This window comes from Kocuria aegyptia (genome assembly GCF_039530085.1).
Taxonomy (GTDB): Bacteria; Actinomycetota; Actinomycetes; order Actinomycetales; family Micrococcaceae; genus Kocuria; species Kocuria aegyptia.
Genome location: NZ_BAAAOA010000046.1, coordinates 517,381 through 542,306, shown reverse-complemented (window position 1 = coordinate 542,306; position 24,926 = coordinate 517,381). Strand labels below are relative to the sequence as shown.

Below are 24,926 nucleotides of genomic sequence, written 5' to 3'. Positions count from 1 at the left end.
AAGGGCCGGGACAGGAGGCGGCTCATGCAGATCGCGCTGGTCGGTGACGTCATGCTCGGCCGGCTGGTCGACGAGCGGCTGCGCCATGAGCTCCCCGCCCACCCGTGGGGAGACGTGCTCCCTCTGCTCGAGCAGGCGGACCTGCGCTTCGCGAACCTCGAGTGCGTGCTCGCCGACGACGGCCCGCCCTGGCCCGGCAAGAGGTTCCACTTCCGCTCGGACCGCAAGAACGTCGCGAGCCTCGAAGCCGCCGGTATCGACGTCGTGTCGCTGGCCAACAACCACGTGCTGGACCACGGGGCCGAGGCCCTGCGGGGCATGCTCCCCCTGCTCGAGGAGCACGGCATCCTGCACACCGGTGCGGGCGCGGACGCGGAGTCGGCACGGCGGCCCGCGGTCTGCACCCGGGCCGGGACGGCGGTGGGCTTTCTCGCCTTCACGGACAACGAGCCGGGCTGGGCCGCGGGCCCCGGCTCCCCCGGCGTCCACCACGTGCCCGTGAGCCTCGCGGACCGGCGCGCCCGGGACCTCCTCCAGCTCGTCCGGCGGACCCGGGAGCGCACCGGCCTCCTCGTCGTCTCCGCCCACTGGGGGCCCAATTGGGGCACCGAGGTGCCACGGGACCACCGCATGTTCGCCCACGCGCTGGTGGAGGCCGGGGCGGACGTGGTCTTCGGCCACTCCGCGCACGTCTTCCGCGGCATCGAGGTGCACCGCGGCCGGCCGGTGGTCTACAGCGCCGGGGACTTCGTCGACGACTACGCAGTCCGTCCTGTCGAGCGCAACGACCAGTCGTTCGTCTTCCTGCTCGACATCCGCGGCGGCCGGGCCCACCGCCTGCGCCTGCGCCCGACGGTGATCGAAGACCTCAGGGCGAGAACGGCCACGGTCGAGGCCCGGCCCATCGCGCGGCGGATGGAGCGGCTCAGCGCCGCGCTGGGCACCTCGTGCACGTGGCGCGACGACGAGCAGTGCCTCGCCATCCCACTGGGCTGACGTCCTCCGTCCACCGGTCCGGTGCCCGTCGCGGCGTTCCCGCCGCGCACCGCCGTCCGGCGGGGGGCGGTCACCGCCCGGCCCGGTCAGGGATGGCACACTCGGTGCCATGCGTGAGCTCGTCGTCCTCGGCACCGCCTCTCAGGTCCCCACGCGGACCCGCAACCACAACGGGTACCTGCTGCACTGGGACGGCGAGGGCCTGCTCTTCGACCCGGGAGAGGGCACGCAGCGGCAGATGACCCGTGCGGGTGTCGCGGCTTCCAGGATCACCCGCATCTGTCTCACGCACGTGCACGGCGACCACTGCTACGGGCTGCCCGGCGTGCTCTCGCGCATGGCCCTCGACGGCGTGCCGCACCCGGTCCACCTGCACTACCCGGCCTCCGGCGAGGACGTGGTCCGTGCGCTCGTGTCCCTCGCCACTCCGGGCACGGACCTGCGGCTGCACCCGCACGGGAGCGGTGGAACGGTGGCGCCGGGCCTGGAGGTGCGGCCGCTGCACCACCGCGTGGAGACCTACGGCTACCGGGTGGTGGAGCCCGACGGCCGCACGATGCTGCCGGACCGGCTCGCGGCGGCCGGGATCGCCGGTCCGGACGTCGGGCGGCTGCAGCGGGAGGGGCGGCTGGGCGAGGTGCGCCTCGAGGACGCGAGCGTGCGGCGGGAGGGGCAGCGCTTCGCCCTCGTCATGGACACGGCCCCGTGCCCGGGCGCCGAGGAGCTCGCCGACGGGGCCGGCCTGCTCGTGGCCGAGTCCACGTTCGCCGACGAGGACGCCGCCCTCGCCGCGCGGCACCGCCACCTCACCGCCGGCCAGGCGGGGGCGCTGGCCGCCACCGGGGGCGTCGGCACGCTGGTCCTCACCCACTTCTCGTCACGGTACGCCGATGTCTCCGGGCTCGCCGAACAGGCCCGCGACCGTGCCGGCGGGGCGGCCGTGGTGGCCGCGGAGGACCTCGACCGGATCCCCTTCCCGCGCAGGCGGTGATCGGCCGCGGCCTCCCGCCGGGCCCCGTCGGAGCAGGCCGTTCCGCCTCCCGCGCCGCCCCGCGGTCTCCCGCGACCCTGACCCGACGTTAGAGTTGTCCCAGACTTCTCGGGGCAATCCGGCCCCGCACGCGGCCACGGCTCGAGGTGAGCCGTCCGCGAGACCTCGATCCACCCCACGACGAAAGCGGAATCCTTTGACCAATTCCACCCGCAAGCGCAAGTCCCCGCCCTCGCTGCCCTCCGGGGGCCTGCGGATCACCCCGCTGGGCGGTCTGGGCGAGATCGGACGGAACATGACCGTCTTCGAGCACGCCGGCAAGCTGCTCGTCGTCGACTGCGGCGTGCTGTTCCCGGAGGAGCACCAGCCGGGCATCGACGTGATCCTGCCCGACTTCACCTCCATCCGGGACCGGTTGGGCGACATCGTCGGGATCGTGCTCACCCACGGCCACGAGGACCACATCGGGGGCGTGCCCTACCTGCTCAAGGAGCGCCCGGACATCCCGCTGATCGGCTCCGAGCTGACCCTGGCGTTCATCACCGCCAAGCTCACCGAGCACCGGATCACCCCGAAGACCGTCCACGTCGAGGCCGGTGACCGGCACAAGGCCGGCCCGTTCGAGTGCGAGTTCGTCGCGGTCAACCACTCGATCCCGGACAGCCTGGCCGTGGCGATCCGCACCGACGCCGGGCTGGTGCTGCACACCGGGGACTTCCGGATGGACCAGTTCCCGCTGGACGACCGGATCACCGACCTTCGCCACTTCGCGCGCCTGGGCGACGAGGGGGTGGACCTGTTCCTCACCGACTCCACCAACGCCGAGGTCCCCGGCTTCACCACCTCCGAGCAGGAGCTGACCCCGGCGATCAACCAGGTCTTCGCCACCGCGCCGAAGCGGATCATCGTCTCCAGCTTCGCCAGCCACGTCCACCGGATCCAGCAGGTCCTCGACGCCGCCCACGCCCACGGGCGCAAGGTCGCCTTCGTGGGCCGGTCCATGGTCAAGAACATGGGCATCGCCCGGGACCTGGGCTACCTGAAGATCCCGCGCGGACTGGTGGTCGACTTCAAGAAGCTGGCCTCCATGCCCGATGCGAAGGTCACCCTGGTGTGCACCGGGTCCCAGGGCGAGCCGTTGGCCGCGCTCTCGCGGATGGCCAACGAGACCCACCAGATCCAGCTCAACCCCGGGGACACGGTGCTCATGGCGAGCTCGCTGATCCCGGGCAACGAGAACGCGATCTACGGGATCATCAACAAGCTCACCGACCTCGGGGTGAAGGTGGTGCACAAGGGCAACGCGAAGGTCCACGTCTCGGGCCACGCCTCGGCCGGGGAGCTGGTCTACTGCTACAACATCGTGCGTCCCACCCATGTCCTGCCCGTGCACGGGGAGGCCAAGCACCTGCACGCCAACGCCGAGCTGGCCGTGCGCACCGGGGTGGATCCGGAGAACGTGCTCATCGGCAAGGACGGGACCACCATCGACCTCGTCGAGGGCCGGGCGAGGATCTCGGGCCAGGTCGAGGCCGGGCTGGTCTACGTGGACGGCCACACCGTGGGCAAGGTCACCGAGGAGACCCTCGTGGAGCGCCGGCTGCTGCAGGAGGGCGGGGTGGTCACGGTCGTGGCCATCGTCGACGCCGACACCAACGCCCTGGCCGAGCCGCTGGAGTTCATCGCCAAGGGCTTCGTCCACGACGAGCACATCTTCGACGGGGCCGCCGACAAGGTGGCCAACGCCCTGGCGCGCCCGGCCACCGCCAAGGTCGCGGATCTGGACAAGCTGGAGTCGATCATCGCCGAGACCGTCTCCCGCCATCTCGAGCGTGCCTACCGGCGGGCCCCGCTGGTCACGGTCGTCGTCATCGACGCCTGAGCCGCAGGGACTGCCCGGTCCCGGGGCCCGGCGGCGCGCGCCCCGGGACCCGGACCGCGCGATTGGTAGACTCGGGGTCCCCTGATCTCTGGAGGTCGTTCGATGCCGCAGCACGTCCGTGGAGGCACCATGCAGATCGGCGAGCTCGCCGAGCGGACCGAGCTGTCCCTGCGCACCATCCGTCACTACGACGAGGTGGGCCTGCTGCCGGCCTCGCGCACCGAGGGCGGGTTCCGCGTGTACACGGAGCGCGACGTGGAACGGCTCACCCACATCAAGCGGATGAAGCCGCTCGGCTTCTCCCTGGAGGAGATGGCCGAGCTGCTCGAGCTGCTCGGCACCGACGAGCCCGTTGAGGCCCGGCTGGCCGACTACCTCGAACGGGCCCACCCGGAGCGGGACCGGCTGGCCAGGAAACTGGCCCAGGCGGACGAGTTCATCGCGATGCTGGAGCAGCGGCTCCAGCGCTGAGCGGCCGCTCGGCGGGCCGGGCTCTCGCGCGCGTGGCGGCGCTCCGCGGTCCGTCCACGCAGGGGACCACCAGGCAGTCGTGATCGACTGCCCGGAGGCCTCCACCCGGAGGACGCCGCCCTCCGGGGCCACCCGGCCCCTGAGGGCGGCGGGCACGGCCGCCGCGGCAGCGGCCTGCCGGCCGCCGGGCTCCACCAGGCCGCCGACCACCGACCCGTACAGGCACGACACCCCATGACGTTCCCCACCCTGACCGCCCCCGCGTCCTCGGACACCGCGCCGGCCACTCCCGCCCCGCGGGTCCAGCACCGCCCGGACCTGCAGGGTCTGCGGGGGGTGGCCGTGCTGCTGGTGGTGGTCTTCCACGTGTGGACCGATCGGGTCTCGGGCGGGGTGGACGTGTTCTTCGTGCTCTCGGCGTTCCTGCTCACCGGGTCCTTCCTGCGCCGGATCGAGCACGGCCGGCCGCTGGGGCTGGCCGGCTATTGGGCCCGGACCTTCGCCCGGCTGATCGGACCGGTGGCGGTGCTGCTGCTGGCGGTGCTCGCCGCGGTCCTGGCGCTGTTCCCGCCCAGCCGCTGGGCGGAGCTGCTGACCCAGGCCTGGGGGTCGCTGTTCTACGTGGTCAACTGGGTGCTGGCCGCCCAGGCCGTGGACTACTACGCCGGCAACACCGCGGCCACCACCCCGCTGCAGCACATGTGGTCGCTGTCGGTCCAGGGCCAGGTGTTCCTGATCTGGCCGCTGCTGCTGGCCGGGGCCGGGGCCGCGGCCCGGCGGGCGGGGCTGCGGTTCCGCCCGGTGGCCTGGGCGGTGTTCGGTGGCGTGTTCGCCGTCTCCCTGGCCTGGTCGGTGGTGGCCACCGCGGCCGGGCCCGAGGCGGCCTACTTCAGCACCTGGACCCGGTTGTGGGAGTTCGCCCTGGGCTCGATGGCGGCCCTGGCGGTCACCGCCCCGGCCCACCCGGGAACGGCCCGGCCGAAGCCGCTGCGGAGCGCCCGGTGGCTGGTCGGGGTCCCCGGGGCAGGGCCCGGCGGGTCCCCCGGGGCAGGACTGGGGGTGGTCCTGGGCTGGGCGGGACTGGTCGCGGTACTGGCCACCCCGTCGCTGATCGGTCCCGAGACCCGGTTCCCCGGCACCGTCGCCCTGGCCCCGACCCTGGGCGCGGTGGGGATCCTGGTCGGCGGGGCGCTGGCCCCCGGCGCCCGGGCCGGGGTGGGCAGGGTGCTGGCGGCCGGGCCCTTGCAGTGGTTCGGGGACCGGGCCTACGGGATCTACCTGTGGCACTGGCCGCTGCTGATCACCTATCTGCTGGTCACCGCCCGGGGCACCGTGCCGGTGGTGGCCGGGCTGGGGATCCTGGCCGCCTCGGTGGTGCTGACCCGGGCCACCGCGCTGCTGCTGGCCGGGTGGCGGGCGCTGCCCGGGGTCCGGGCCGGCAGCGGGGCACGTCTCACCGCGACCGCCCTGCTGGTGGCGGTGGCGGTGACCGGCGCCCAGCAGTACACGATTCTGCGCGACCCCACGGCCGGGGTGGAGCGCACCGCGGCGAACTATCCCGGGGCCGCGGTGCTGCGCGGGCAGCTGAGCGAGGTCCCGGACGTGCCGATCATCCCCACCGAGACCGAGCGCGATCAGGAGTGGGGCGACACCGGAGAACCCTGCACCTCCGAGCAGACCCCGGCAGGCATCGGGGAACTGGGCGAGTGCTGGATCATCGCTCCCGACCGCGCCCCCGACGCCGGGTCCGGCACGGGCAACGACAACAGCGGCGGCGCTGACGCCGCCGGGGCCGGCGACTCCGGGCGGACCCTCGTGGTGCTCGGCGACTCCCACGCCCGGCAGCTGCTGACCCCGATCCACCGGGTCGCCGACGCCCAGGGCTGGACGGTGGTGTCCTACCTGCGGATGGCCTGCCGCTACACGGCCGAGTCGGAGAACTATCAGGCCGAGTGCAACGACTTCAACACCGCCGCGCGGGAGGCAACCCTGGAGGCCGACCCGGACGCCGTGGTCACCATCGGCACCCTCAGCCTGCCCCAGGCCCCGCACGAGAAGCTCGTCGAAGGCTACGAGGACGGCGTCCGACCCTTCCTGGACGCCGGGATCCCGGTGCTCGCCTTCCGCGACAACCCGCGCTTCCCCTTCGACATGTTCGAGTGCGTGGAGACCTACGGCCCCGACCGCGACCGCTGCAACCCGCCCCGCGCCGAGTCGCTGCTGCCGGTCAACCCGCTGGAGGAGCTCGCCGCCCGGCACGAGGACCTGCACAGCATCGACCTGACCGACCGGCTGTGCACCGAGACCACCTGCCCCGGCGTCGTCGGCAACATCATGGTCTACCGCGATCTCGACCACGTCACCTCGACCTACGGGGAGACGCTGGTTCCCGACGTCGAGGCGCGAATGCTGGAGGCCCTGGGGCGGACGTGAGCTGCCTCTCCTCCACGCCGGGACCGAGGACCCTACCCTGACGCTAGGGTAGAGTTGGGGCGCGGCGGCCACCGGTGCGCACCCGGACGCCGCACCGCTCGTGCGGCGCCGCGCCCACCCCGTGCACACCACCCGGGGTGCCCCACGGCTTCCGCCCCGCCCTCCGCACCTGCCCTTCTCGACCGCCCTGCTTCTCCCGCGAACGGAGCCCTCTTGGCCACCACGACAGCCGGCCCCGCGGCCGACCTCACCCCCGAGCAGCGCCAGTCGGTGCGCCTGACCCTCCGGTCCCCCCGCCACCTCAAGACCGAGGTCCTGGCCGGGCTCGTGGTGGCCCTGGCACTCATCCCGGAGGCGATCGCCTTCTCGATCATCGCCGGGGTGGATCCCCGCCTGGGGTTGTTCGCGTCCTTCACCATGGCCGTGACCACCGCCGTGCTGGGCGGCCGGCCCGCGATGGTCTCCGCGGCCACCGGCGCGGTGGCCCTCGTCATCGCCCCGCTGGTGGCCTCCCACGGCCTGGACCACTTCATCGCCGCGGTGATCCTGGCCGGGGTCTTCCAGGTGGTCCTGGCCCTGATCGGCGCGGCACGGCTGATGCGCTTCATCCCGCGGTCGGTCATGGTGGGCTTCGTCAACGCCCTGGCCATCCTCATCTTCAGCTCGCAGATCCCCGAGCTGATCGGGGTGCCCTGGGCCGTCTACCCGCTCACGGCCCTGGGCCTGGCCATCGTGTTCCTGTTCCCCCGGCTCACCGGCGTGGTCCCGGCCCCGCTGGTGGCCATCGTGGTGATCACCGCGATCGTGGTGCCGATGGGCATGGACGTGCCCAGTGTCGGCGACAAGGGGGAGCTGCCCGAGTCCCTGCCGTCGCTGTTCTTCCCCGACGTCCCGCTGGACCTGGAGACCTTCCGGATCATCGCCCCGTTCGCGCTGACCATGGCGCTGGTGGGCCTGCTGGAGTCGCTGATGACGGCCAAGCTCGTCGACGACATCACCGACACGCGCTCGAACAAGACCCGCGAGTCCTGGGCGCAGGGGGTGGCCAACATCGTGACGGGCTTCTTCGGCGGCATGGGCGGGTGCGCGATGATCGGCCAGACCATGATCAACGTGCGCGCCTCCGGAGCCCGCACCCGCATCTCGACCTTCCTGGCCGGGGTCTTCCTGCTGCTCCTCGTCGTCGCCCTCGGCGAGGTCGTGGCGGTCATCCCGATGGCCGCGCTGGTGGCGATCATGATCTTCGTGTCCTGGGCGACCTTCGACTGGCACTCGGTCCGCCCGTCGACCCTGTCACGGATGCCGGTCCCGGAGACCTTGGTGATGCTCTCGACCGTGGCCGTGACCGTGTGGACGCACAACCTGGCCCTCGGCGTGATCGTGGGTGTGCTCGTGGCGATGGTGGCCTTCGCCCGCCGGGTGGCCCACTTCGTCACCGTCGACCGTGCGCTCGAGCGGCGCGACGACGGCCGGGAGACGGCGGTCTACACCGTGCACGGGGAGCTGTTCTTCGCCTCCTCCAACGACCTCTACACGATGTTCGACTACGCCGGGGACCCACAGCGGGTGGTCATCGACTTCTCCGACTCCCACCTGTGGGATGCCTCCACCGTCGCGGCACTGGACTCGGTGACCGACAAGTACGCCCACTACGGCAAGGACGTGGAGATCGTGGGGCTGAACCAGGCCAGCCGCCGGATGCGGGTGCGCCTGGGCGGGATGCTCAACACCGAGCACTGATCCGGCGCCCTGACCCGACGCCCTGGCGCGGTGCGCCCGCCCGGTGCACCGACCCGCCGGAACGCACGGAAGGTCGGTGCATTTGCAATCACAACCCTTTGTTTCTGCATGTGAACCGGATCACACCCAGGGTCTTGCCGAGCACCGTGGAATCGAGCATTCTTGCTTCTCACCAGGGGATTCTGTGGTCCGACGAGGACCATCCCCCGGCTCCCGCACCGTCGACCGACAGCGCGCCGCCTCCCGACTCCGGGGGCGTCATGAGCGCCCGGTCCGGGCGCGGGAGCAGCAGGGAGCGGGGCCGGCTGGGGGGCCGCCCCGCTCCCCTTCTGTGCGTCCGCGGCACCCGGCAGCCCCCGATCCACGCCCGGCGGCCGATCGGCCCCGGCTCTCCCGATTCCCCTGGCGGCCGTCCCGTCGGGGCGCGGGCGTCCGGAGGAAGCACCGACGGTCCGGAAAGCGCACGCTTCCGGGCGTGGGGTGGTGGCCCCGCGTCGGACCCGGAACCATGGTGGGGCGGCTGCGCCACCGCACCGCCACGGACGGTCCCGGACCGCTGCGCAGCGTCGCGCCCGGTCCGGGACCGTCCCCGGACCGCAGCACCACAGTGGGGGAACCGTGGACGACGACAGGATCGGAGCCGTGCAGGCGCGCCTCGCCCGGCACGCCGTCGAGTGTGCCGGCCTCGAGACGGCCCGGCTGTGGTGGGACTACTTCCAGCTCGGCGGTGAGGCCGGGATGATGGAGGTCGACGCGTTCCTGAACGGCTGCCTGAGGCTGCCGGCCGCCCACCGCGACCTGCTCGCACGCGCGATCAACGAGCTCGTCGAGGGCGCCCCCGTCGCCCGGGTCCCGTTCTCCTGGGAGATCGCGCCCTCCGGGGACGACACAGGGCCGCAGGAACACGACAGCACGCCGCGCACCGGCCCGCGCGCCTGAGCCGGCGCTTCCACGGCGACGGGTTCCCCGGAGCGCCGTCACCGCGGCGCCTCCCGGGCACTGCCCCCACCGCACGGCCTTCACCGCACGGCCTTGACCGCACTGCCCCCGGCGTAACGCCTTCACCGCCGCGCCCGGTGGGCGGTGCCGGGCTCACGGCATCCCCACCACGGCTGCGGCGGCCTCGATGGCAGAATGGTCCGGAGCGCCGGCCCCGGCGACGGCCCGGACCTGGTCGGGGGGCGTCGAGCCGGCCGCGGCGCGCCCGTCGTCGTCCCCCGTGCTTCCCACCTCGACCCTAGGATGTCGGATGGCTCACCCCTCGCCCCGCACCGCTCGGCCCCCCGCATCGACCGGCTGGTCGATCCTGCACCGCCACCACATCGGGGTGGACGTCGGCGGCACCCTGATCAAGTACGCGGCCGTGGACATGGCCGACGGCGAGCCGACCACCCCGGTCCTCCAGCGCCCCACCCCCGCCCCCGCCACGCCGGAGGCCCTCGCGGAGCAGCTGGTGCTCATCGTCCAGGAGCTTTCCGAAGGTCCCCAGGCCCCGCACCCGGAGGCCAGCGTCGGAGTGGCGCTCCCCGCGATCATCCGCCACGGCGTGGCGCGCTCCGCCGCGAACATCGACGACGCGTGGATCGGGCTGGACGTCCACCGGTTCCTCACGCGCCGGCTGGGACGCACCGTCCAGGTCCTCAACGACGCCGATGCCGCAGGCCTGGCCGAGCTCCGCTACGGCGCCGGGCGCGGGAGCAGCGGCACCGTCCTGGTCATCACGCTGGGCACCGGCATCGGCTCAGCGCTGTTCGTGGACGGGAAGCTCGTGCCCAACGTCGAGCTGGGCCACCTGGAGCTCGACGGGGTCGACGCCGAGGTGCGGGCTTCCGCGGTGGCCAGGGAGCGGGAGGGGCTGGACTGGCCGGACTACGCCGAGCGTCTCCAGCAGTACTTCGCGCACCTGGAGTTCCTCTTCTCGCCGGACCTGATCGTGGTCGGCGGCGGGATCTCCGTCTGGCACGAGGACTTCCTGCCCCGTCTGCGCCTGGACACGCGAATCGTCCCCGCCGAGCTGCGCAACGCGGCGGGCATCATCGGCGCCGCTCGGCACGCCTACCTCGCCGTGCCGCCGGCGGTGTCCTGACCCCGGAGGGCCTGCCGGAAGTACTGCACACCCGCCAGGACGTGCAGGGCGGCCGCCGCCTGGACCATGATCCGGCCGACGTCCGTCGCCTCGGGGCTGGACCAGGCCGGCCCCGCCAGGACGAGCACGATCCCCACCATGAGCAGGGCGGTCTTCGCCTTGCCGACCGTCGTGACCCGCAGCGTGCCGAGGGACCGGCGGACCAGGGTGGCGATGGCCACCACGACGTCGACGACCGCGATGACGATGAGCACCCACCAGGGGAACAGCCCGACGATGCTCGCGGCCACGGCGATCGCCACCGTGCCCAGCCGGTCGGCGAGGGGGTCCATGACCTCGCCGATCCGGCTGCGCTGCTTCAGCGCCCGGGCCAGGCTGCCGTCGACCCAGTCCGTCAGGGAGAAGAGGGCCACGAGGACCACTGCGCGCACCGGCCGCTCGTCGATGTCGAGGACGGCCAGCACGGCCGGCACGATGAGCGCGAAACGCACCACCGAGACGACGTTGGGCACCGTGAGCACGCGGTCGTAGTACGGCGACTCCACCGGCTCGACCGAGTCCTGGTGCTGCTGTGCCATGTGCTCGTCACGTCCTCCGGCGCTCCGGGCGAGCGGCCCGCGCCCGTTCCTGTTGCCACCGAGACTATCCCGTCGGTGCCGGCGACCCGGCAGATGACGTCGCCGGCCCGAGGCAGGTCTGCACGTCGTGGACCTCGCGGACCGGCTCCGCGCAGCGACCCCGTGCCCCGGGGCGGCCGGCGAGGTCGTCACCGGAGCCTCGACCACGTCCCCCGGACTGCGGGGCCACGCCGACCTCGTGGCGTGGCGGGGCGACGGCAGTCTACGCTGGACCCGCAGGAGGCGGGACCCTCCCGCCTCGGACCACCCAGGAGGCCGTCGTGGACCCGCGCGTGCACTTCCTCACCCTGTCCACCCCGGACCTCGACGCCGCCCGGGAGTTCTATGTGCGGGGGCTCGGCTGGGAGCCGCTGCTCGACGTCCCCGGCGAGATCCTCTTCTTCCGGATCGCCCCCGGGACGGTGCTGGGTCTGTTCGACGCCGGGAAGTTCGCCGAGGACCTCGGCCTCCCGGCGACGTCCCCGGCGCAGGGCATGACCCTCGCGCACAACGTGGACAGCGAGGCCGCGGTGCGCACGAGCGTCGAGGCGATGAGAGCCGCGGGCGGCACCGTGCTCACGAGCCCGCGGCCGGGCGCCTTCGGGGGCGTCTTCCACGCGCACGTCGCCGACCCCAACGGCGTGGTGTGGGAGGTCGCGCACAACCCGGGGTGGCGGGTCGACGACGACGGGACCGTGCACCTCGGCTGATCGCCCCTCCCCCCGTCCTGCCCGCGCCGGGAGGCCGGCCGAAGGACGGTGCGGTTGCGGCCCGGGCGGCCCCGGCCGGTCAGCCGCGGACGTCGAAGCGCAGGTGGTGCTCCACGTCGTGCAGGAAGTACGCCGCGAAGCTCGCCACGGTGAAGTCCTTGCCGTCCCCGCGCCGACCGGTCCGGGCCCACTGCTCCTCGGTCACGGCGTCGAAGGCGTCCGCGGTGGCGCGGACCTCCTGCGCCAGCTCCCCGGAGACCTCGTAGGGGTCCTGCAGGTTGTACTGCTCCTGGACCGCGGCGGCGTCCTGGTCCCAGTCGGGGAAGACCGGGTGGTCCTCCTCGCCGAGCATCAGCCGCAGGCGCCCGCGGAAGACCCGGCAGAGGTCCCGGACGTGGCACGCGTACTCCAGCGGGGACCACACCCCCGGGCGGGGCCGGTCCGTCATGCCGAGCCGGTCGAGGACCGCCGTCCAGGGCTCGACCGTCGCACGCGCGCGCTCCCCCGTGGTCGTGACGTCGAAGTCCGGGTCGAACCCGCAGTCGGGGCAGCCCCGGTCCAGCACCACGGTCCAGTCCTTGGTCTCCGGAGGGACCGGGGAGGTGTCGGGGGTGCCGGGGCGCTCGATGCTCATGCGGTCAATGTACCCGGGCCCACCGGGCGCGGCGAGGCCCGGACGCGGTGCGGGCCGGCCACGTCCCCGCCGGCCGAGGACCTCGTCCGCGCCGAGAGGCTCCCCGCGCCGGACCCGCGGACCCACCGCAGGTCGGCCGCGACGGGCACCCTCAGCGAGCACCGCTGCGACGCCCCCGGGCGGGACGTGGGCGCGGGCTCCCTGCCAGGGGGGCAGGCCCTGGGCGTCCCGGTAGGCTGGAGCGCATGCCCTCCCCCGGATTCCCGCACGCCGTCCTCTTCGACCACGACGGGACCCTCGTCGACACCGAGCCGCTGTGGGACCGTGCCAAGCAGAATCTCGCCGCCGAGCACGGACTGCTCTGGACCCCCGAGGACTCGCTCGCGACCCTGGGTCGGCCGGTCGCCGCGACGATCGCCCGCATGCAGCAGGTCGGCGTTCCGCTCGACGAGGACGAGCTGTTCCGGGCGGTCTTCGAGCACAGCGTCCGCGTCCTGGAGGACACGGAGCTGACGTTCATCGACGGGATCGAGGATCTTCTCGCGGAGCTCTCGGCCGCGGGCATCCCCGCGGCGATCGTCACCAACGCGAGCTCGGCGATGGGCCGCCACACCGCGGCCACGGCTCCGGAGGACCTGTTCCGGGTGATCATCGGCACGGACGAGTACGCGCAGGGGGTCCGCCCCAAACCGGACCCGGACGCCTACCTCACGGCGGCGCGCCGCCTCGGGGTGGACCCCGCCCGCTGCGTCGTGGTCGAGGACTCCCCCGCCGGGGCCGCCGCGGGCGTCGCGGCCGGCATCCCCACGGTGGTCGTCCCCGGCGAGATCGAGGTCGAGCGCGGCCCGGGGCTGCTGCACGTGGGGTCGCACCGGGAGCTGACCCTGGAGCTGCTGCGCTCGCTGGACCCCCGGACCCCGTCGTCACCCTTCCACTCCCTCCAGGAGACCCGCCCGTGAGCTCGACCGACTTCCCCGCCGCCGTCCTGTTCGACCACGACGGCACGCTCGTGAACTCCGAACCGCAGTGGGCCGTGGCCAAGCGGGCGGTCGCCGGCCGGTACGGCGTCGGCTGGAGCACCGAGGACGACCTCGCCACGCTGGGGAGGACGGTGCCCACGTCGGCGAGGCTCATGGTCGAGCGCGGCGCCGAGGGGACCGTCGAGGCCATCACCGACGAGCTCGGGCGGGAGGTCGCGGCGTCGCTCACGGGCGAGGTCCCCTTCCTGCCGGGCATGCGGGACCTGCTGACCGAGCTCGGACGGGCCGGCATCCCCGGCGCCGTCGTGACCAATGCCCTGACCGTGGTCGCGGAGGGCACCGCGTCCGGGGCGCCCGAGGTGCTGCGGGTGGTCGTCTCCCAGGAGGACGTGGAGCACGCCAAGCCGCACCCGGAGCCCTACCTGCTCGCGGCGCGGCGGCTGGGCGTGGACCCCGCCCGGTGCGTGGCGGTCGAGGACTCGCAGACCGGGGCGGCGAGCGCGGCGGCCGCCGGGATGCCGGTGGTGGTGGTGCCCGGGGAGCTGCCCGTGGAACCGGCGCCCGGTTTCGTGCTCGTGGACGCCCACACGGACGTCACCCTGGATTTCCTGCGCGGGCTGGCTCCTTCCGCCTGACGAGCACGAGGGCCCGTTCCCTGCCGGGCCGCGGGACGCGGGACGACTGGGAACGGGCCCTCGTGGGAGGTGCTGGAGCTCAGCGGCTCGCGGTGCCCTGGGGGGACGAGGCGCGGCGCGGGCTCCGGGTGCGGCGCCGGGCCGCGGCCTGCGTGGCGCGGTCCGGTGCGGACTCGGTCGAGTACGCGGGTGCCGCGGAGCGGGTGGGCGCCGCCGAGCGCGCCGGTGCCGCCGAGCGGGAGGCCGAGCCGTTGCCGGGGCGGGAGCCGCCGCGGCTGCCGGTCTCGGTGCGCTGGTCGCGGGAGGCGTTGCGCGGCTGCTCGGAGCGGTTCTGTCCGCCGCGGCCGCGGCTGCCGCCGGAGCGCTGGCCGGCGCCGGAGCGCTGGCCGCCCGCCGGGCGCCCCTGGGCCTGGACGGGTTGCGGCACGTAGGCGACCTTCTCGGCGAGCTCGCCCACGAGCTCGGTGACGGCCGGGGAGCCGACGGTCACGGTGTCGAAGTTCGCGGTGACGCCCGCGGCCTTCATGAGCTGCGTGACCTCGCGGCGCTCCTCCTTGGTGGCCACCGTGACCACGGAGCCTGAGGCGCCGGCGCGGGCCGTGCGCCCGGAGCGGTGCAGGTAGGACTTGTGCTCGGTGGGCGGATCGATGTGCACGACCAGCTCGACCTCGTCCACGTGCACGCCGCGGGCGGCGACGTCGGTGGCCACGAGCACGCGCACGTCACCGGCGGAGAACTGGGCCAGGTTGCGGTCGCGGGCGTTCTGGGACAGGTTGCCGTGCAGGTCCACGGCGGGGATGCCCATCTGGCTGAGCTTGCGGGCCATCTTCTTGGCGCGGTGCTTGGTGCGCGTGAACATCACGCGGCGCCCCGTGCCGGAGGCCAGGGCCTCGATGAGCTCCTGCTTCTCGTCCGCGTCCACGACGAGCACGTGGTGGTCCATGGTGGACACGGAGGCCTGCGGGGCGTCCACGGAGTGCTTGACGGGATTGGACAGGAACTGCTTGACGAGCTTGTCCACACCGCCGTCGAGCGTCGCGGAGAACAGCAGCCGCTGGCCGCCCTGGGGGGTGCGCTTCAGGATGCGGGTCACCACGGGCAGGAAGCCCATGTCGGCCATGTGGTCGGCCTCGTCGATGACCGTCACGCGGACGTCGTCGAGCGTGAGGATGTTCTGCTTCAGCAGGTCCTCGAGCCGGCCGGGGCAGGCGATGACGATGTCGGCGCCCTTGGCGAGCGCCTTCTCCTGGTTGCGCTGGGAGACCCCGCCGAAGATCACGGTGGTCGTCTGCCCGGCGGCCTCGGCCAGCGGGGCGATCGCACGGTCGATCTGGGTGGCCAGCTCGCGGGTGGGGGCCAGCACCAGGCCGGTGGGCCGGTTGGCGCGGCGGGCGGCGCGGGCTCCGTTGCCGGTCAGCCCGGCGAGCCGGGACACCAGCGGCAGCGCGAACGCCACGGTCTTGCCGGAGCCGGTCTTGCCGCGGCCGAGCACGTCGCGGCCGGCCAGCGAGTCGGGGAGGGTCTTCTCCTGGATGGGGAACGCCTGCTCGATGCCCTGCTGGGCGAGGACGGCGGAAAGGGCCTTGGGCACGCCAAGGTCGGTGAAAGTAGTCAAAACTTGGGATACGTCTTTCGATCGGATGTCCCGGCAAGGGGGTAGCGCGCCGGGTTGCGCCGAATGACTCCTGGAGCCCCTGCGAGCGGGCTGAGACCGTCTGGAACGGTGCCACGCTGGAAGAAGAATCGGGGTGCTCGACGCCTGCCTGCTCACCCTGGGAGGGGAGCAGTGCCATGTGCAATACCGCCCACCCTACAGCACACGGGGGCCGCCGGCGCCGGGATGTGGCGCAGAGCACCGCCGCACCCGCTCACCCTGTTGCCCCGATCTCATCCCGCGGCGCGGCGCGCACCCCGCCGCGCCTCCCGCTGCGCCTCCCGCTGCGCCGAACTGACCGCACCGGCGCAGGACACGGTGGTGAGCGCCCGCATCTCGCACCGGTGCGGTGAGTTCGCGGCACGGGTGGGCTAGAGCGCGGTGTACCCGCCGTCGACCAGGTAGAACCCGCCCGTCATGAAGGAGGCCCGGTCCGAGAGCAGGAACGTGGTCAGGGCGGCGACCTCCTCGGCGCGGCCCAGCCTGCCGAGCGGGTGCTTGGCGGCGAGTCCCTCGAGGACGGCGGCCGGCGCGGTCCTGAGCAGCGGGGTGTCGATGTAGGCGGGGCCGACGGCGTTGATCCGCACACCGCGGCGGCCGTACTCCACGCCGGCCTGTCTGGTGAGCCCGACCACGCCGTGCTTGGCGGCGGTGTAGGCGCTGTTGCCCGCGGCGACGGCAACGGTGCCGTGGACGGAGGCCATGTTGACGATCGCCCCGCCGCCGGCCTGCTCGATGGCGGGCAGCTGGTAGCGCATGCCGAACATGACGGAGTGCAGGTCGATCTGCACGGTGCGCACCCACGCCTCGAGGTCCGACTCGCCCACGGCGTCCGCGGCACCGCCGACCCCGGCGTTGTTCACGGCCAGGTGCAGGGCGCCGTAGGTCTGCTGGGCGAACTCGACGGCGGCCTCGCAGTCCTCGGGCTTCGCCACGTCCTGCCGGAAGCCGGTGGCGGCGCCGCCGGCGGCCATGATCGACTGGACGACGTCGTCGATCCGCCGGGTGTCGATGTCCGTGACGACGACCTTGGCGCCCTGCGCCGCCAGGTCCTTGGCGCAGGCCTCGCCGATGCCGGAGGCGGCGCCGGTGACGAGCGCGACCTTCTCCCTGAGGTCAGCCATGTGGTTCTCCTGCCTGTGTGTCCGCCGGACCGGGCGGCCCGACGCTCCCAGTCTGTCGGGAAACGTCGGGGCCCGCGAGCAGGGCGCGGCCGCTGCCTCTCCCGGCGGCCGGCCGGGACTCAGCCCTCGTCGTCCTCGGACTTCTCGGCGTCGCGTGCCTGGCGCAGCGCGGCGGAGTCCGCCTCCTGGGCGGCCTTCTGCTCGCGCACCACCTCGGTCAGGAGCTTGGTCATCTCCTTGGCCACCCCGGCCGCGGACTGCGGGTTCTGCCCGGTGATCAGACGGCCGTCCACGACGACGTTCTCGGTCCAGTTCGGCGCTGTCCGCACGTCCGCGCCCTGCTCGACGAGCTTGTCCTCGAGCAGGAACGGCACGACGTCGGACTTGCCGACCTCCTGCTCCTCGGCGTTGGTGAACGCGGCCACCCTGCGTCCCTCGACGATGCGCAGACCGGTGGAGAGCTCGACGTCGACGAGGCCGGAGGGCCCGTGGCAGACGGCGCCGACGACTCCCCCGGCGTCGTGCACGGCGGCCACCAGCGACTGCAGATCGGCGTTGCCGGTGAAGTCCCACATGGTGCCGTGCCCGCCCACGAGGTAGACGGCGTCGTACTGGGCCGGGTCGACCACGCTGATCCGCGGGGTGTTGTACAGGGAGGCCCGCACGGTCTCGTCCTCGAGGTACTGCCGCTGGACCTCGTCCTCCTCGTCCTTGCCGTCCTGCGGGGGCTGCCCGCCGGCGATGGAGGCGAAGTCGACGAAGTACCCGGCGTCCCGGAACACCTTCCACGGGTGGGCCGCCTCCCCGACGAAGTACCCGGTCGGCTCCCCGGTGTCGCCGAGGGTGTCGTGGCTGGTGAGAACCAGCAGAACCTTCTTCATGGTCTCGATGTCCATGTCTGTCCTTCCGTCGGGTGGCGGGACGCGGAAAGCGTCCCGCGGGCCGGTGGCCAGCCTAGGCGCAGCCCACCGCCCCCGGAGCGGGTGTTCGCTCCCGGCCCCTTCCGGGCGGAGGGCGCGGGGCCTCCCCTGATAGGGTCGTTGACGACTCAATGACCCTGTTCCCCCTCCTGAAAGGACCGACCATGAGCCTCTCCAACGCGATCCTGCGCGGCGTCTCCGGCGCCTACCTGCTGCAGTCCGGCTACGGCAAGAAGGACCTCCCCACGGAGGCCGCCGCGGGTCTTCAGCAGTTCGCCGCCACCGGTGTCCCCCAGTTCAAGGAGTGGGACGCCGACACCTTCGGCAAGTTCGTGGCGTACTCGGAGATGGGCATCGGCGCCGCCCTCCTGACCCCGTTCGTCAACAAGCGCCTCGCGGGCCTGGCCCTCGGCGCGTTCTCCGCCGGGCTGCTCGCGATGTACTTCCGCAACCCGGAGATGACCCAGCAGGACGGCGTCCGCCCGTCCGAGGCCGGCACGGGCCTCTCCAAGGACGCCTTCCTGGCCGCGATCGCCGCGGCCCTGGTGGTCTCCAAGTAGTCACGGCCCTCGCAGGGCTTCTACGGGTGCCGCTCGTCCGCACGGACGGGCGGCACCCGTTTCTCGTCCCTGCCCGTCCGCACCCGCCCGCTGCCGCGGAGCCCTTAGGACGTCCGAGGCCCCCGGGAAAATGGGCCCATGACGACGACGGCACACCGCCGGGCCCGTCCTGCTCCGGGTCCGCACCCCGCCGCTCCCGCCGGGGAGCGGGTGCTGGACGCCGGTGTCCGGGCCGAGGTGCGGGCGGTCGTCGGCGAGCTCGTGGGGTCCGCGGCCGCGCAGGCGCGGGAGGCGGGGCGCCAGCTGCGCTGCATCCACCGGCTGTGGCTGCTGGCCTGGGAGGACCGCGAGATCGACTGGGTCTCCTCTGCGGGACAGATGCCGTACGAGGCCGACGAACTCGTGTGCTCGCTCCTGGAGACCGAGGAGCAGATGGTGCGCGACATCGCCGACGAGATCGGCCCGGCGCTCCAGCTGCCCGCAGGCACGGCCCTCGAGCGGGTCCGCGAGGCGCTCGTGCTCGGCCTCCACCTGCCCGAGATACTCGAGGGGCTGGAGGCGGGCCGTTTCAGCGCCCGCCACGCCTCGGTGATCGCCGACCAGTGGCGCGAGCTGATCGAGGGTGCCCCCGCGGGTCAGGAGGCGCCCCCCGCCCTCGTGCGGCGGCTGGCCGCCGAGCTGGTGGAGCGGGCCCCGCACTGCACGGTGTCGCAGCTGCGCGCGTGGGCACGGCGCCGGCGCGCGGCCTTGCTGGCCGAGACGCAGGAGGCGAGGCACCGATCGGCCCGTGCCGGACGCGGCGTCTGGGTCGAGCACGGTGAGGACGGCATGGCGTGGCTGCACGCCCTGCTGGACGCGCCCACCGCGCTCGCGGTCCAGGACCGGCTCGACGCCCTCGTGGCGCTCCTCCGGCCCGCGGAGGCGGCCGCCGGCTCGGGACCGGACCACGAGCCGGAGGAGTCGGAGGAGACGGCGGCGCCGGGGGCCGCGGCCGTCCGGACCGAGTCGCAGCTGCGGGCGGACGTCCTCGCCGACCTGCTGCTGTCCGGGGAGGTCGCGGACGATCCCACGTTCCCGCGCGGTGTGCGGGGCCAGGTCTGTGTGACGGTCCCCGTGCTCACGCTGCTCGGAGGCCGTGCCGGTGGCCCGGCCGCCGGTGTGCCCGCGGACGCCCCGATGCTCGCGGGCCACGGCCCGATCAGCGCGGAAGCCGCGCGCGAGCTGGCCGCCGGTGCGTCCTCGTGGCACCGCGTGCTCACGCATCCCGTCACGGGCGCCGTTCTGGACCACGATCGAACCAGCTACGCCGTGCCGGCCGATCTGCGCCGCCGGCTGCGGATCCGCGACGGGACCTGCCGCTTTCCGGGGTGCCGCCGGCGGGCCGAGCGCTGCGACCTCGACCACACGGTGGCGTGGCAGGACGGCGGCCGGACCGCCGCGGACAACCTGGCCCACCTGTGCCGCCACCACCACCTCGTCAAGCACCGCAACGGTGCACTCGGCCGCTGGTCGGTCCGGCAGCTCGGTCCGGCGCCCTCCGGGGGAGTGCTCGAGTGGACGTCACCGGCTGGGCGGACGTACCGGACCGCGCCCGATCCCTCTGCCGGGGCCACGGCCGGTGGTCCCGTCCCGAAGAGCGGGGTGCACGACGGTGGGATGCACGACAGCGGGATGCACGACGGTGGGGTGCGCGACGGTGGGGTGCACGGCAACGTGGTGCAGAACGGATCGGCGCAGGACGGATCCGTGCAGGACGGATCCGTGCCGGAGGATGCCGACCCTCCCCCGTTCTGACCGCCGGGTCGCCCGCGCGTCAGGTGGTAGGCCGCCCACGGTCCTCCGCCATGGGCTCCACCGACAGCCGGTACCCCATGGTGTGGGTCTCCTCCGGCTCCAGGTGCACGGCGTCGGCGTGGGTGTTGGCGCCCTCCACGCACACGAAGTCCGTCCAGACGTCCGGTCCCACGTCCGGCATCGAGGCCGCCATGTCCGCCCACGGATTCCACACCACGGTCGTGCCGGAGTTCTTCTTCCGGATCCGCAGCACCCTCCCCAGCACGGGGTCCACGACAGCCACGTCCCCGGTCGAGCGGTACACCCGGTCGGTCTCGTCCTCGAAGCGGAGGTCCCCCTCCTGCACGCAGTCCTCCCGGCCCAGGACCTTGTCGCGGTAGGAGGCGCCGGCCAGGCCTTCAACGCTGATCTTCCGCACGTCCCCCACCGCCAGGTAGGCGTGCAGGGCCTCCTCGAAGTCGAACGGGCGCTCCCCGGTGTTCGTGACGCTCAGCTCGAGGGACAGCTCGGCGCCGAAGCGCACCACGCAGTACGCCTCGAACCGGTACGGGAACTGCTCCCGGTGGGCGGGATCGGTGACGTCCGCGTCCGAGAGCCGGTAGACGACCACTGCCTCGTGGTCCGAGGATTCGCGGGACTCGACGTGCCATGGGAGCGTGCGGGCGAAACCGTGCTTGGGCTCGCGCCCGCCCTCGGGCCCGTCCGCGAACCACGGGAAGCAGATCGGGACACCCCCGCGCACGGGGCGGCCCTTCTCGAGCGCGGTGCTCGGGGACAGCCACAGCACCGGGGCGTGTCCCGTGGGGATCCAGTCGATCACGTGCGCGCCCTGGTCGTAGACGGCACCGGTGGCGTCCGCGCAGGAGAAGGGGCGGGGCTCGGGGAGTTGGCTCATGCCCCTCAGGCTAGACGGAGGGCCCGGCCCCCGTCAGGAGGCCGGGCCCTCGTGCGCCGACGCCGGTCAGACGCCGGTGCGCTCGTACGAGTCGATCGCTCCGGGGTGACCCTCCATGAACGCGTCGACCTGCCGGCGGTCCGCCCGCAGCTTGGGGTCGTGGTCCAGGTAGTGCTTCGTCTCGCGGACGATCAGCCCGGAGAGGAGCAGCAGCCCGAGCAGGTTGGGCAGGGCCATGAGGCCGTTCATCACGTCGGCGAAGTTCCACACGACGGCCAGCGGCACGGTGCAGCCCACGAACACGATCAGGGAGAAGACGACCCGGTAGGGCATCACCGCTGCCCTGCCGAAGAGCCGCTCCATGCAGCGCTCGCCGTAGTAGGCCCACCCGAGGATCGTCGAGTAGGCGAACATCACGAGCCCGATGGTGACCACGTAGTGACCCCACTGCCCGGGCAGGCCCCGGCTGAAGGCGTCGCCGGTCATGGTCGCGGCGAAGTCCGCCCCCTGCTCCCAGACTCCCGTGGTGATGAGCACGAGCCCCGTGCAGGTCACCACGATGATGGTGTCGATGAAGGTCTGCGTCATGGAGACCAGGCCCTGGCGGACCGGGTGGGTGGTCTGGGCCGCCGCCGCGGCGATCGCGGCCGAGCCCATGCCGGACTCGTTGGAGAAGATGCCGCGGGCCACGCCCATCTGCACGGCGAGCATGATGGCCGATCCGGCGAACCCGCCGACCGCCGCGGTGCCGGTGAAGGCATCGGTGAAGATCAGGAGGAGCGCCTGCGGGATGGCCGCGACGTTGACGACGAGGATGAACAGGGCGCCCAGGACGTAGAAGAGGATCATGACCGGGACGAAGCTCGCGGTGACCTTCCCGATGGACCTGATGCCGCCCACGAGCACGGCGAGCGTCAGCACGGCGAGCACGGCGCCGGTGATCCAGGTGGGGACGCTGAAGGAGCTCTCCAGGTTGGAGGCGATGGAGTTGCCCTGGGTCATGTTGCCGATGCCGAACGCCGCCAGCGCGGCGGCGATGGCGAAGAAGATCGCCAGGAACTTCCCGAACCCGTTGCGGATGCCGCGCTCCAGGTAGTACTGCGGGCCGCCGGAGATCTCGCCCTTGGCGTCCGTGGTGCGGAACCGCACGGCCAGGAACGCCTCGGAGTACTTGGAGGCCATGCCGAGCAGGCCGGTGACCCACATCCAGAACAGGGCGCCGGGCCCGCCGATCGAGATCGCGGTCGCCACGCCCACGATGTTGCCGGTGCCCACGGTCGCCGCGAGCGCTGTGGTCAGCGCCTGGAACTGGGAGACGTCCCCGCCGTGGGCGTCCGCGTCCTTGCGGTCGAACAGGGCCAGTCGCAGCGCGGAGCCCAGCTTGTGGAACTGCAGCCCGCCGAGCCGGATGGTCAGGTAGAGGCCAGTGAGCAGCAGCAGGGGGATGAGGACGTACGGCCCCCAGATGATGCCGCCCAGCTCGCCGAGGGCGGTCTCGATGGTTTGGAGCATGTCTTCTCCCGTGGGTGTCGGGTGGATCAGGAATCGGGCCGGACCGGGAGTGTGACCTCGGTCTCGGCCGAAGGCATCTAATCACAGGTGCGCTGGTCGCCCCGGCAGGGACCGATGGACCGCACGGGGTGTGGCCCGGTCCGTTCCCGCCCGGTCACGACCCGGGCGGGGCTGCCGGGTTCTCCGGTGCCCGCCGCGAGAGCCGGCGCGCGAGCAGCACGGCGCCCGTGGCGAGCAGCGAGCACACCGCCATGGCCACGGCCATCGGCACCGCGGTGTGCTGACCGGCCAGGCCTGTCAGCGGGCTCACGAGCCCGCCGAGAAGGAACTGCACCAGCCCGAGCACCGCCGAGCCCGCTCCGGCCCGGCCCGGGACCCGGCTCTGGGCGAGGGCCACGGCGTTGCCCATGACGAAGCCGATGCAGGTCTGGCTCACGAAGAGGTGCACCAGGGTGGTCCACCCGGTGACCCCGGCCAGCACGAGGCCCAGGCCCACCGTGTTGACGGCCGCCATGACCACGATCGCGGTGCGGAGGATGGCGCCGGGCTCGATCCGGTCGACGAGGCGGGTGTTGACGACCGCACCCAGGATCGAGCCGCCCGCGTTGGCGGCGAAGACCACGGAGTAGCCGAGCGCCGAGTAGCCGAGCACGTTCTGCACCACGAAGGAGGAGGCGGAGATGTAGGAGAACAGGGCGCCGAACGCGAGGCCGAAGGCCAGCGCGTAGGCCATGAAGGACGGGGTGCGCAGCACCCGCCAGGACCCGGTGACGACCGCGCCGACCCCGCCGCGGTGCCGCCGGTGCGGGAGCAGCGTCTCGGGGATCACGAGCACGGAGCACGCCAGCATCAGCAGCCCGAACGCCGCGAGCGCCCAGAACACGGTCTGCCACGGGGCCACCGTGGCGATGACCCCGCCCAGCAGCGGGGCCACCACCGGGGCGAGGGAGGTGATGGTCGCGAGGATCGAGAACAGCTTGGCGGCCCCGCGGCCGGAGGCGATGTCCGAGACCACGGCGCGGGCGATCACCACCCCCGCCGCCCCGGCGAGGCCCTGGACCGCCCGCAGAACCAGCACCGTCCCGATGCCCGGGGCCAGGACCACGGCGACGGAGGTGAGCAGGAACAGCGCGTTGCCGGCCACCATGAGCCGGTGCCGGCCCAGGACGTCGGAGACCGGCCCGAGCAGGAACTGTCCCACGGCCATGCCGACCATGTACGTGGTCAGCGTCAGCTGGACCGCGGAGGCCGACGCCCCGAAGTGCCCGGCCATGGCCGGCATCGAGGCCAGGTACATGTCCGTGGCCATCGGGCTCACCGCGCTGAGGATCCCCAGGGCCGCCACCAGCACCACCCGGTCCTTGCGGCCGGACAGGCGCAGGCGGGAGCGCACGGGGTCGTCGGGCGGCGGTGAGCTCACGGGGGTCCTCCGGCAGGGGTCTGTGGGGCGGGTGCGGGGCGGGCTTCATGCTATCGACGCCGCGACAGCGACCACGACGACGGGGACGGCAGCCGCGACAACGGCAGCGACCGGGACAACGACCGGGACAACGACAGCGACCGGGACAACGACAGCGACCGCGACATGGACCGGGGCGATGGCGTGGGCCGGGACCGGCCACGAAACGCGACATCAGCCAGGACATCAACTGCCACAACAGCCGGGACAATGTCTCCATGAGACTCGCCGTGTACACCGGGGCCTCCCTCGGCTCCGACCCCCTGTTCGCCGAGGCCGCCCGGGGCTTCGCCACCACCCTTGCCCGCCGCGGCGTGGGCATCGTCTACGGCGGAGGCCACGTGGGGCTGATGGGTGTCGTCGCCGACGCCGCGCTGGCGGCCGGGGGCGAGGTGGTCGGGGTCATCCCGCAGTCCCTGGTCGACGACGAGACGGCCCACACGGGGCTGACCGAGCTGCGCATCGTCCGGACCATGCACGAGCGCAAGGCGGAGATGGCCGCCCTCGCCGACGGCTTCGTGGCCCTGCCCGGCGGCCTGGGCACCCTCGAGGAGATCTTCGAGGCGTGGACCTGGCTGCAGGTGGGGGTGCACGCCAAGCCGGTCGGCTTCCTCGACGTGGCCGGCTACTGGAGGCCCCTGCTGGACGCGGTGGCCTCGATGTCCGCGGCCGGTCTCGTGCGCCCCGAGTACCGGGACGCCGCCGTGGTCGCCCAGGACGCCGAGGAGCTGCTCGCCGGTTTCGCGGGGTGGGAGGCGCCGCGCCGGCGCTGGTCCGAGCCGCCCGTTCCCGGGGCCGACGCGCCGGTGGCCCGCCCTGCCCCTAGGATGTAG

At 73.2% G+C, this 24,926-nt stretch carries 23 protein-coding genes; 14 read left to right on the top strand and 9 right to left on the bottom strand.

The window, feature by feature from the left end; all coding sequences use genetic code 11:
- Positions 1–24 precede the first annotated feature (24 nt).
- The 7 genes from ABD220_RS16800 to ABD220_RS16770 all read left to right on the top strand — a co-directional run bounded on the left by ABD220_RS16800 (position 25) and on the right by ABD220_RS16770 (position 9,452).
- Positions 25–996 carry a CapA family protein gene (locus ABD220_RS16800; RefSeq protein ID WP_344124546.1) on the top strand — a complete coding sequence of 324 codons (972 nt, stop codon included), beginning with the start codon at positions 25–27 and terminating at the stop codon, positions 994–996.
- 109 nt (positions 997–1,105) lie between these two features.
- The gene (locus tag ABD220_RS16795; RefSeq protein ID WP_344124544.1) at positions 1,106–1,987 is read left to right on the top strand and encodes a ribonuclease Z; all 882 of its coding nucleotides are present in this window, start codon (positions 1,106–1,108) and stop codon (positions 1,985–1,987) included.
- 196 nt (positions 1,988–2,183) lie between these two features.
- Positions 2,184–3,869, top strand: coding sequence for a ribonuclease J (locus ABD220_RS16790; RefSeq protein ID WP_344124543.1), 1,686 nt, complete (start codon positions 2,184–2,186; stop codon positions 3,867–3,869).
- 102 nt (positions 3,870–3,971) lie between these two features.
- Positions 3,972–4,340, top strand: coding sequence for a MerR family transcriptional regulator (locus ABD220_RS16785; protein WP_344124541.1), 369 nt, complete (start codon positions 3,972–3,974; stop codon positions 4,338–4,340).
- A 234-nt stretch (positions 4,341–4,574) separates the two neighbouring features.
- A complete protein-coding gene (locus ABD220_RS16780; protein WP_344124539.1) occupies positions 4,575–6,773 on the top strand; it encodes an acyltransferase family protein in 2,199 nt (732 codons plus the stop codon).
- Positions 6,774–6,986: 213 nt separating this feature from the next.
- Positions 6,987–8,513, top strand: a complete 1,527-nt coding sequence (locus ABD220_RS16775) for a SulP family inorganic anion transporter (RefSeq protein ID WP_344124538.1) — start codon at positions 6,987–6,989, stop codon at positions 8,511–8,513.
- 618 nt (positions 8,514–9,131) lie between these two features.
- On the top strand, positions 9,132–9,452 hold the full coding sequence (locus ABD220_RS16770; RefSeq protein ID WP_344124537.1) for a hypothetical protein: 321 nt from the start codon (positions 9,132–9,134) through the stop codon (positions 9,450–9,452).
- Between the two features lie 153 nt (positions 9,453–9,605).
- Here the strand turns inward: ABD220_RS16770 and ABD220_RS16765 are convergent, their stop codons facing one another.
- Complete coding sequence (locus tag ABD220_RS16765) at positions 9,606–9,743, bottom strand: hypothetical protein (protein WP_344124536.1); 138 nt, start codon at positions 9,741–9,743, stop codon at positions 9,606–9,608.
- A 19-nt stretch (positions 9,744–9,762) separates the two neighbouring features.
- Between ABD220_RS16765 and ppgK the strand changes: the two genes are divergently transcribed.
- The gene (ppgK, locus tag ABD220_RS16760; RefSeq protein ID WP_344124534.1) at positions 9,763–10,599 is read left to right on the top strand and encodes a polyphosphate--glucose phosphotransferase; all 837 of its coding nucleotides are present in this window, start codon (positions 9,763–9,765) and stop codon (positions 10,597–10,599) included.
- On the opposite strand, the gene ABD220_RS16755 is transcribed toward ppgK, so the two are convergent.
- Positions 10,569–11,177 carry a CDP-alcohol phosphatidyltransferase family protein gene (locus tag ABD220_RS16755; protein ID WP_344124532.1) on the bottom strand — a complete coding sequence of 203 codons (609 nt, stop codon included), beginning with the start codon at positions 11,175–11,177 and terminating at the stop codon, positions 10,569–10,571. The two genes, ppgK and ABD220_RS16755, sit on opposite strands and share 31 nt — an antisense overlap.
- 320 nt (positions 11,178–11,497) lie before the next feature.
- On the opposite strand from ABD220_RS16755, the gene ABD220_RS16750 reads away from it, so the two are divergent.
- Positions 11,498–11,926, top strand: coding sequence for a VOC family protein (locus tag ABD220_RS16750; protein WP_344124530.1), 429 nt, complete (start codon positions 11,498–11,500; stop codon positions 11,924–11,926).
- 79 nt (positions 11,927–12,005) lie between these two features.
- Here the strand turns inward: ABD220_RS16750 and ABD220_RS16745 are convergent, their stop codons facing one another.
- Complete coding sequence (locus tag ABD220_RS16745) at positions 12,006–12,560, bottom strand: DinB family protein (protein ID WP_344124529.1); 555 nt, start codon at positions 12,558–12,560, stop codon at positions 12,006–12,008.
- Positions 12,561–12,805: 245 nt separating this feature from the next.
- Here ABD220_RS16745 and ABD220_RS16740 point away from each other — a divergent pair, with 245 nt between their 5' ends.
- Both ABD220_RS16740 and ABD220_RS16735 read left to right on the top strand, forming a co-directional pair.
- Complete coding sequence (locus ABD220_RS16740) at positions 12,806–13,519, top strand: HAD family hydrolase (protein WP_344124528.1); 714 nt, start codon at positions 12,806–12,808, stop codon at positions 13,517–13,519.
- The gene (locus tag ABD220_RS16735; protein WP_344124526.1) at positions 13,516–14,175 is read left to right on the top strand and encodes an HAD family hydrolase; all 660 of its coding nucleotides are present in this window, start codon (positions 13,516–13,518) and stop codon (positions 14,173–14,175) included. The genes ABD220_RS16740 and ABD220_RS16735 overlap by 4 nt, the downstream gene beginning before the upstream one ends.
- 79 nt (positions 14,176–14,254) lie before the next feature.
- Here the strand turns inward: ABD220_RS16735 and ABD220_RS16730 are convergent, their stop codons facing one another.
- From ABD220_RS16730 to ABD220_RS16720, 3 genes are all read right to left on the bottom strand, one after another.
- Positions 14,255–15,790, bottom strand: a complete 1,536-nt coding sequence (locus ABD220_RS16730) for a DEAD/DEAH box helicase (protein ID WP_344124524.1) — start codon at positions 15,788–15,790, stop codon at positions 14,255–14,257.
- Between the two features lie 410 nt (positions 15,791–16,200).
- Positions 16,201–16,953 (bottom strand): SDR family NAD(P)-dependent oxidoreductase, encoded by a 753-nt coding sequence (locus tag ABD220_RS16725; protein WP_344124523.1) that lies wholly within the window; start codon positions 16,951–16,953, stop codon positions 16,201–16,203.
- Positions 16,954–17,072: 119 nt separating this feature from the next.
- Complete coding sequence (locus ABD220_RS16720) at positions 17,073–17,849, bottom strand: type 1 glutamine amidotransferase domain-containing protein (RefSeq protein ID WP_344124521.1); 777 nt, start codon at positions 17,847–17,849, stop codon at positions 17,073–17,075.
- A gap of 188 nt (positions 17,850–18,037) precedes the next feature.
- On the opposite strand from ABD220_RS16720, the gene ABD220_RS16715 reads away from it, so the two are divergent.
- Positions 18,038–18,433: a hypothetical protein gene (locus ABD220_RS16715; RefSeq protein ID WP_344124519.1), complete on the top strand. Its 396-nt coding sequence runs from the start codon at positions 18,038–18,040 to the stop codon at positions 18,431–18,433.
- Positions 18,434–18,571: 138 nt separating this feature from the next.
- Positions 18,572–20,227, top strand: a complete 1,656-nt coding sequence (locus ABD220_RS16710) for an HNH endonuclease signature motif containing protein (protein WP_344124517.1) — start codon at positions 18,572–18,574, stop codon at positions 20,225–20,227.
- 19 nt (positions 20,228–20,246) lie between these two features.
- On the opposite strand, the gene ABD220_RS16705 is transcribed toward ABD220_RS16710, so the two are convergent.
- The 3 genes from ABD220_RS16705 to ABD220_RS16695 all read right to left on the bottom strand — a co-directional run bounded on the left by ABD220_RS16705 (position 20,247) and on the right by ABD220_RS16695 (position 24,054).
- Positions 20,247–21,122 (bottom strand): D-hexose-6-phosphate mutarotase, encoded by an 876-nt coding sequence (locus tag ABD220_RS16705; RefSeq protein ID WP_344124515.1) that lies wholly within the window; start codon positions 21,120–21,122, stop codon positions 20,247–20,249.
- Positions 21,123–21,188: 66 nt separating this feature from the next.
- Positions 21,189–22,634, bottom strand: a complete 1,446-nt coding sequence (locus ABD220_RS16700; protein WP_344124514.1) for an alanine/glycine:cation symporter family protein — start codon at positions 22,632–22,634, stop codon at positions 21,189–21,191.
- A 154-nt stretch (positions 22,635–22,788) separates the two neighbouring features.
- Positions 22,789–24,054, bottom strand: coding sequence for a multidrug effflux MFS transporter (locus tag ABD220_RS16695; protein WP_344124513.1), 1,266 nt, complete (start codon positions 24,052–24,054; stop codon positions 22,789–22,791).
- 257 nt (positions 24,055–24,311) lie between these two features.
- Here ABD220_RS16695 and ABD220_RS16690 point away from each other — a divergent pair, with 257 nt between their 5' ends.
- Complete coding sequence (locus tag ABD220_RS16690) at positions 24,312–24,926, top strand: LOG family protein (protein WP_344124512.1); 615 nt, start codon at positions 24,312–24,314, stop codon at positions 24,924–24,926.

Coding starts and splice junctions, on each gene's coding strand:
- ABD220_RS16800 (WP_344124546.1), top strand. CDS start 25: ATGCAGATCGCGCTGGTCGGTGACGTCATGCTCGGCCGGCTGGTCGAC.
- ABD220_RS16795 (WP_344124544.1), top strand. CDS start 1,106: ATGCGTGAGCTCGTCGTCCTCGGCACCGCCTCTCAGGTCCCCACGCGG.
- ABD220_RS16785 (WP_344124541.1), top strand. CDS start 3,972: ATGCCGCAGCACGTCCGTGGAGGCACCATGCAGATCGGCGAGCTCGCC.
- ABD220_RS16780 (WP_344124539.1), top strand. CDS start 4,575: ATGACGTTCCCCACCCTGACCGCCCCCGCGTCCTCGGACACCGCGCCG.
- ppgK (WP_344124534.1), top strand. CDS start 9,763: ATGGCTCACCCCTCGCCCCGCACCGCTCGGCCCCCCGCATCGACCGGC.
- ABD220_RS16755 (WP_344124532.1), bottom strand. CDS start 11,177: ATGGCACAGCAGCACCAGGACTCGGTCGAGCCGGTGGAGTCGCCGTAC.
- ABD220_RS16745 (WP_344124529.1), bottom strand. CDS start 12,560: ATGAGCATCGAGCGCCCCGGCACCCCCGACACCTCCCCGGTCCCTCCG.
- ABD220_RS16740 (WP_344124528.1), top strand. CDS start 12,806: ATGCCCTCCCCCGGATTCCCGCACGCCGTCCTCTTCGACCACGACGGG.
- ABD220_RS16725 (WP_344124523.1), bottom strand. CDS start 16,953: ATGGCTGACCTCAGGGAGAAGGTCGCGCTCGTCACCGGCGCCGCCTCC.
- ABD220_RS16720 (WP_344124521.1), bottom strand. CDS start 17,849: ATGGACATCGAGACCATGAAGAAGGTTCTGCTGGTTCTCACCAGCCAC.
- ABD220_RS16715 (WP_344124519.1), top strand. CDS start 18,038: ATGAGCCTCTCCAACGCGATCCTGCGCGGCGTCTCCGGCGCCTACCTG.
- ABD220_RS16710 (WP_344124517.1), top strand. CDS start 18,572: ATGACGACGACGGCACACCGCCGGGCCCGTCCTGCTCCGGGTCCGCAC.
- ABD220_RS16705 (WP_344124515.1), bottom strand. CDS start 21,122: ATGAGCCAACTCCCCGAGCCCCGCCCCTTCTCCTGCGCGGACGCCACC.
- ABD220_RS16700 (WP_344124514.1), bottom strand. CDS start 22,634: ATGCTCCAAACCATCGAGACCGCCCTCGGCGAGCTGGGCGGCATCATC.
- ABD220_RS16690 (WP_344124512.1), top strand. CDS start 24,312: ATGAGACTCGCCGTGTACACCGGGGCCTCCCTCGGCTCCGACCCCCTG.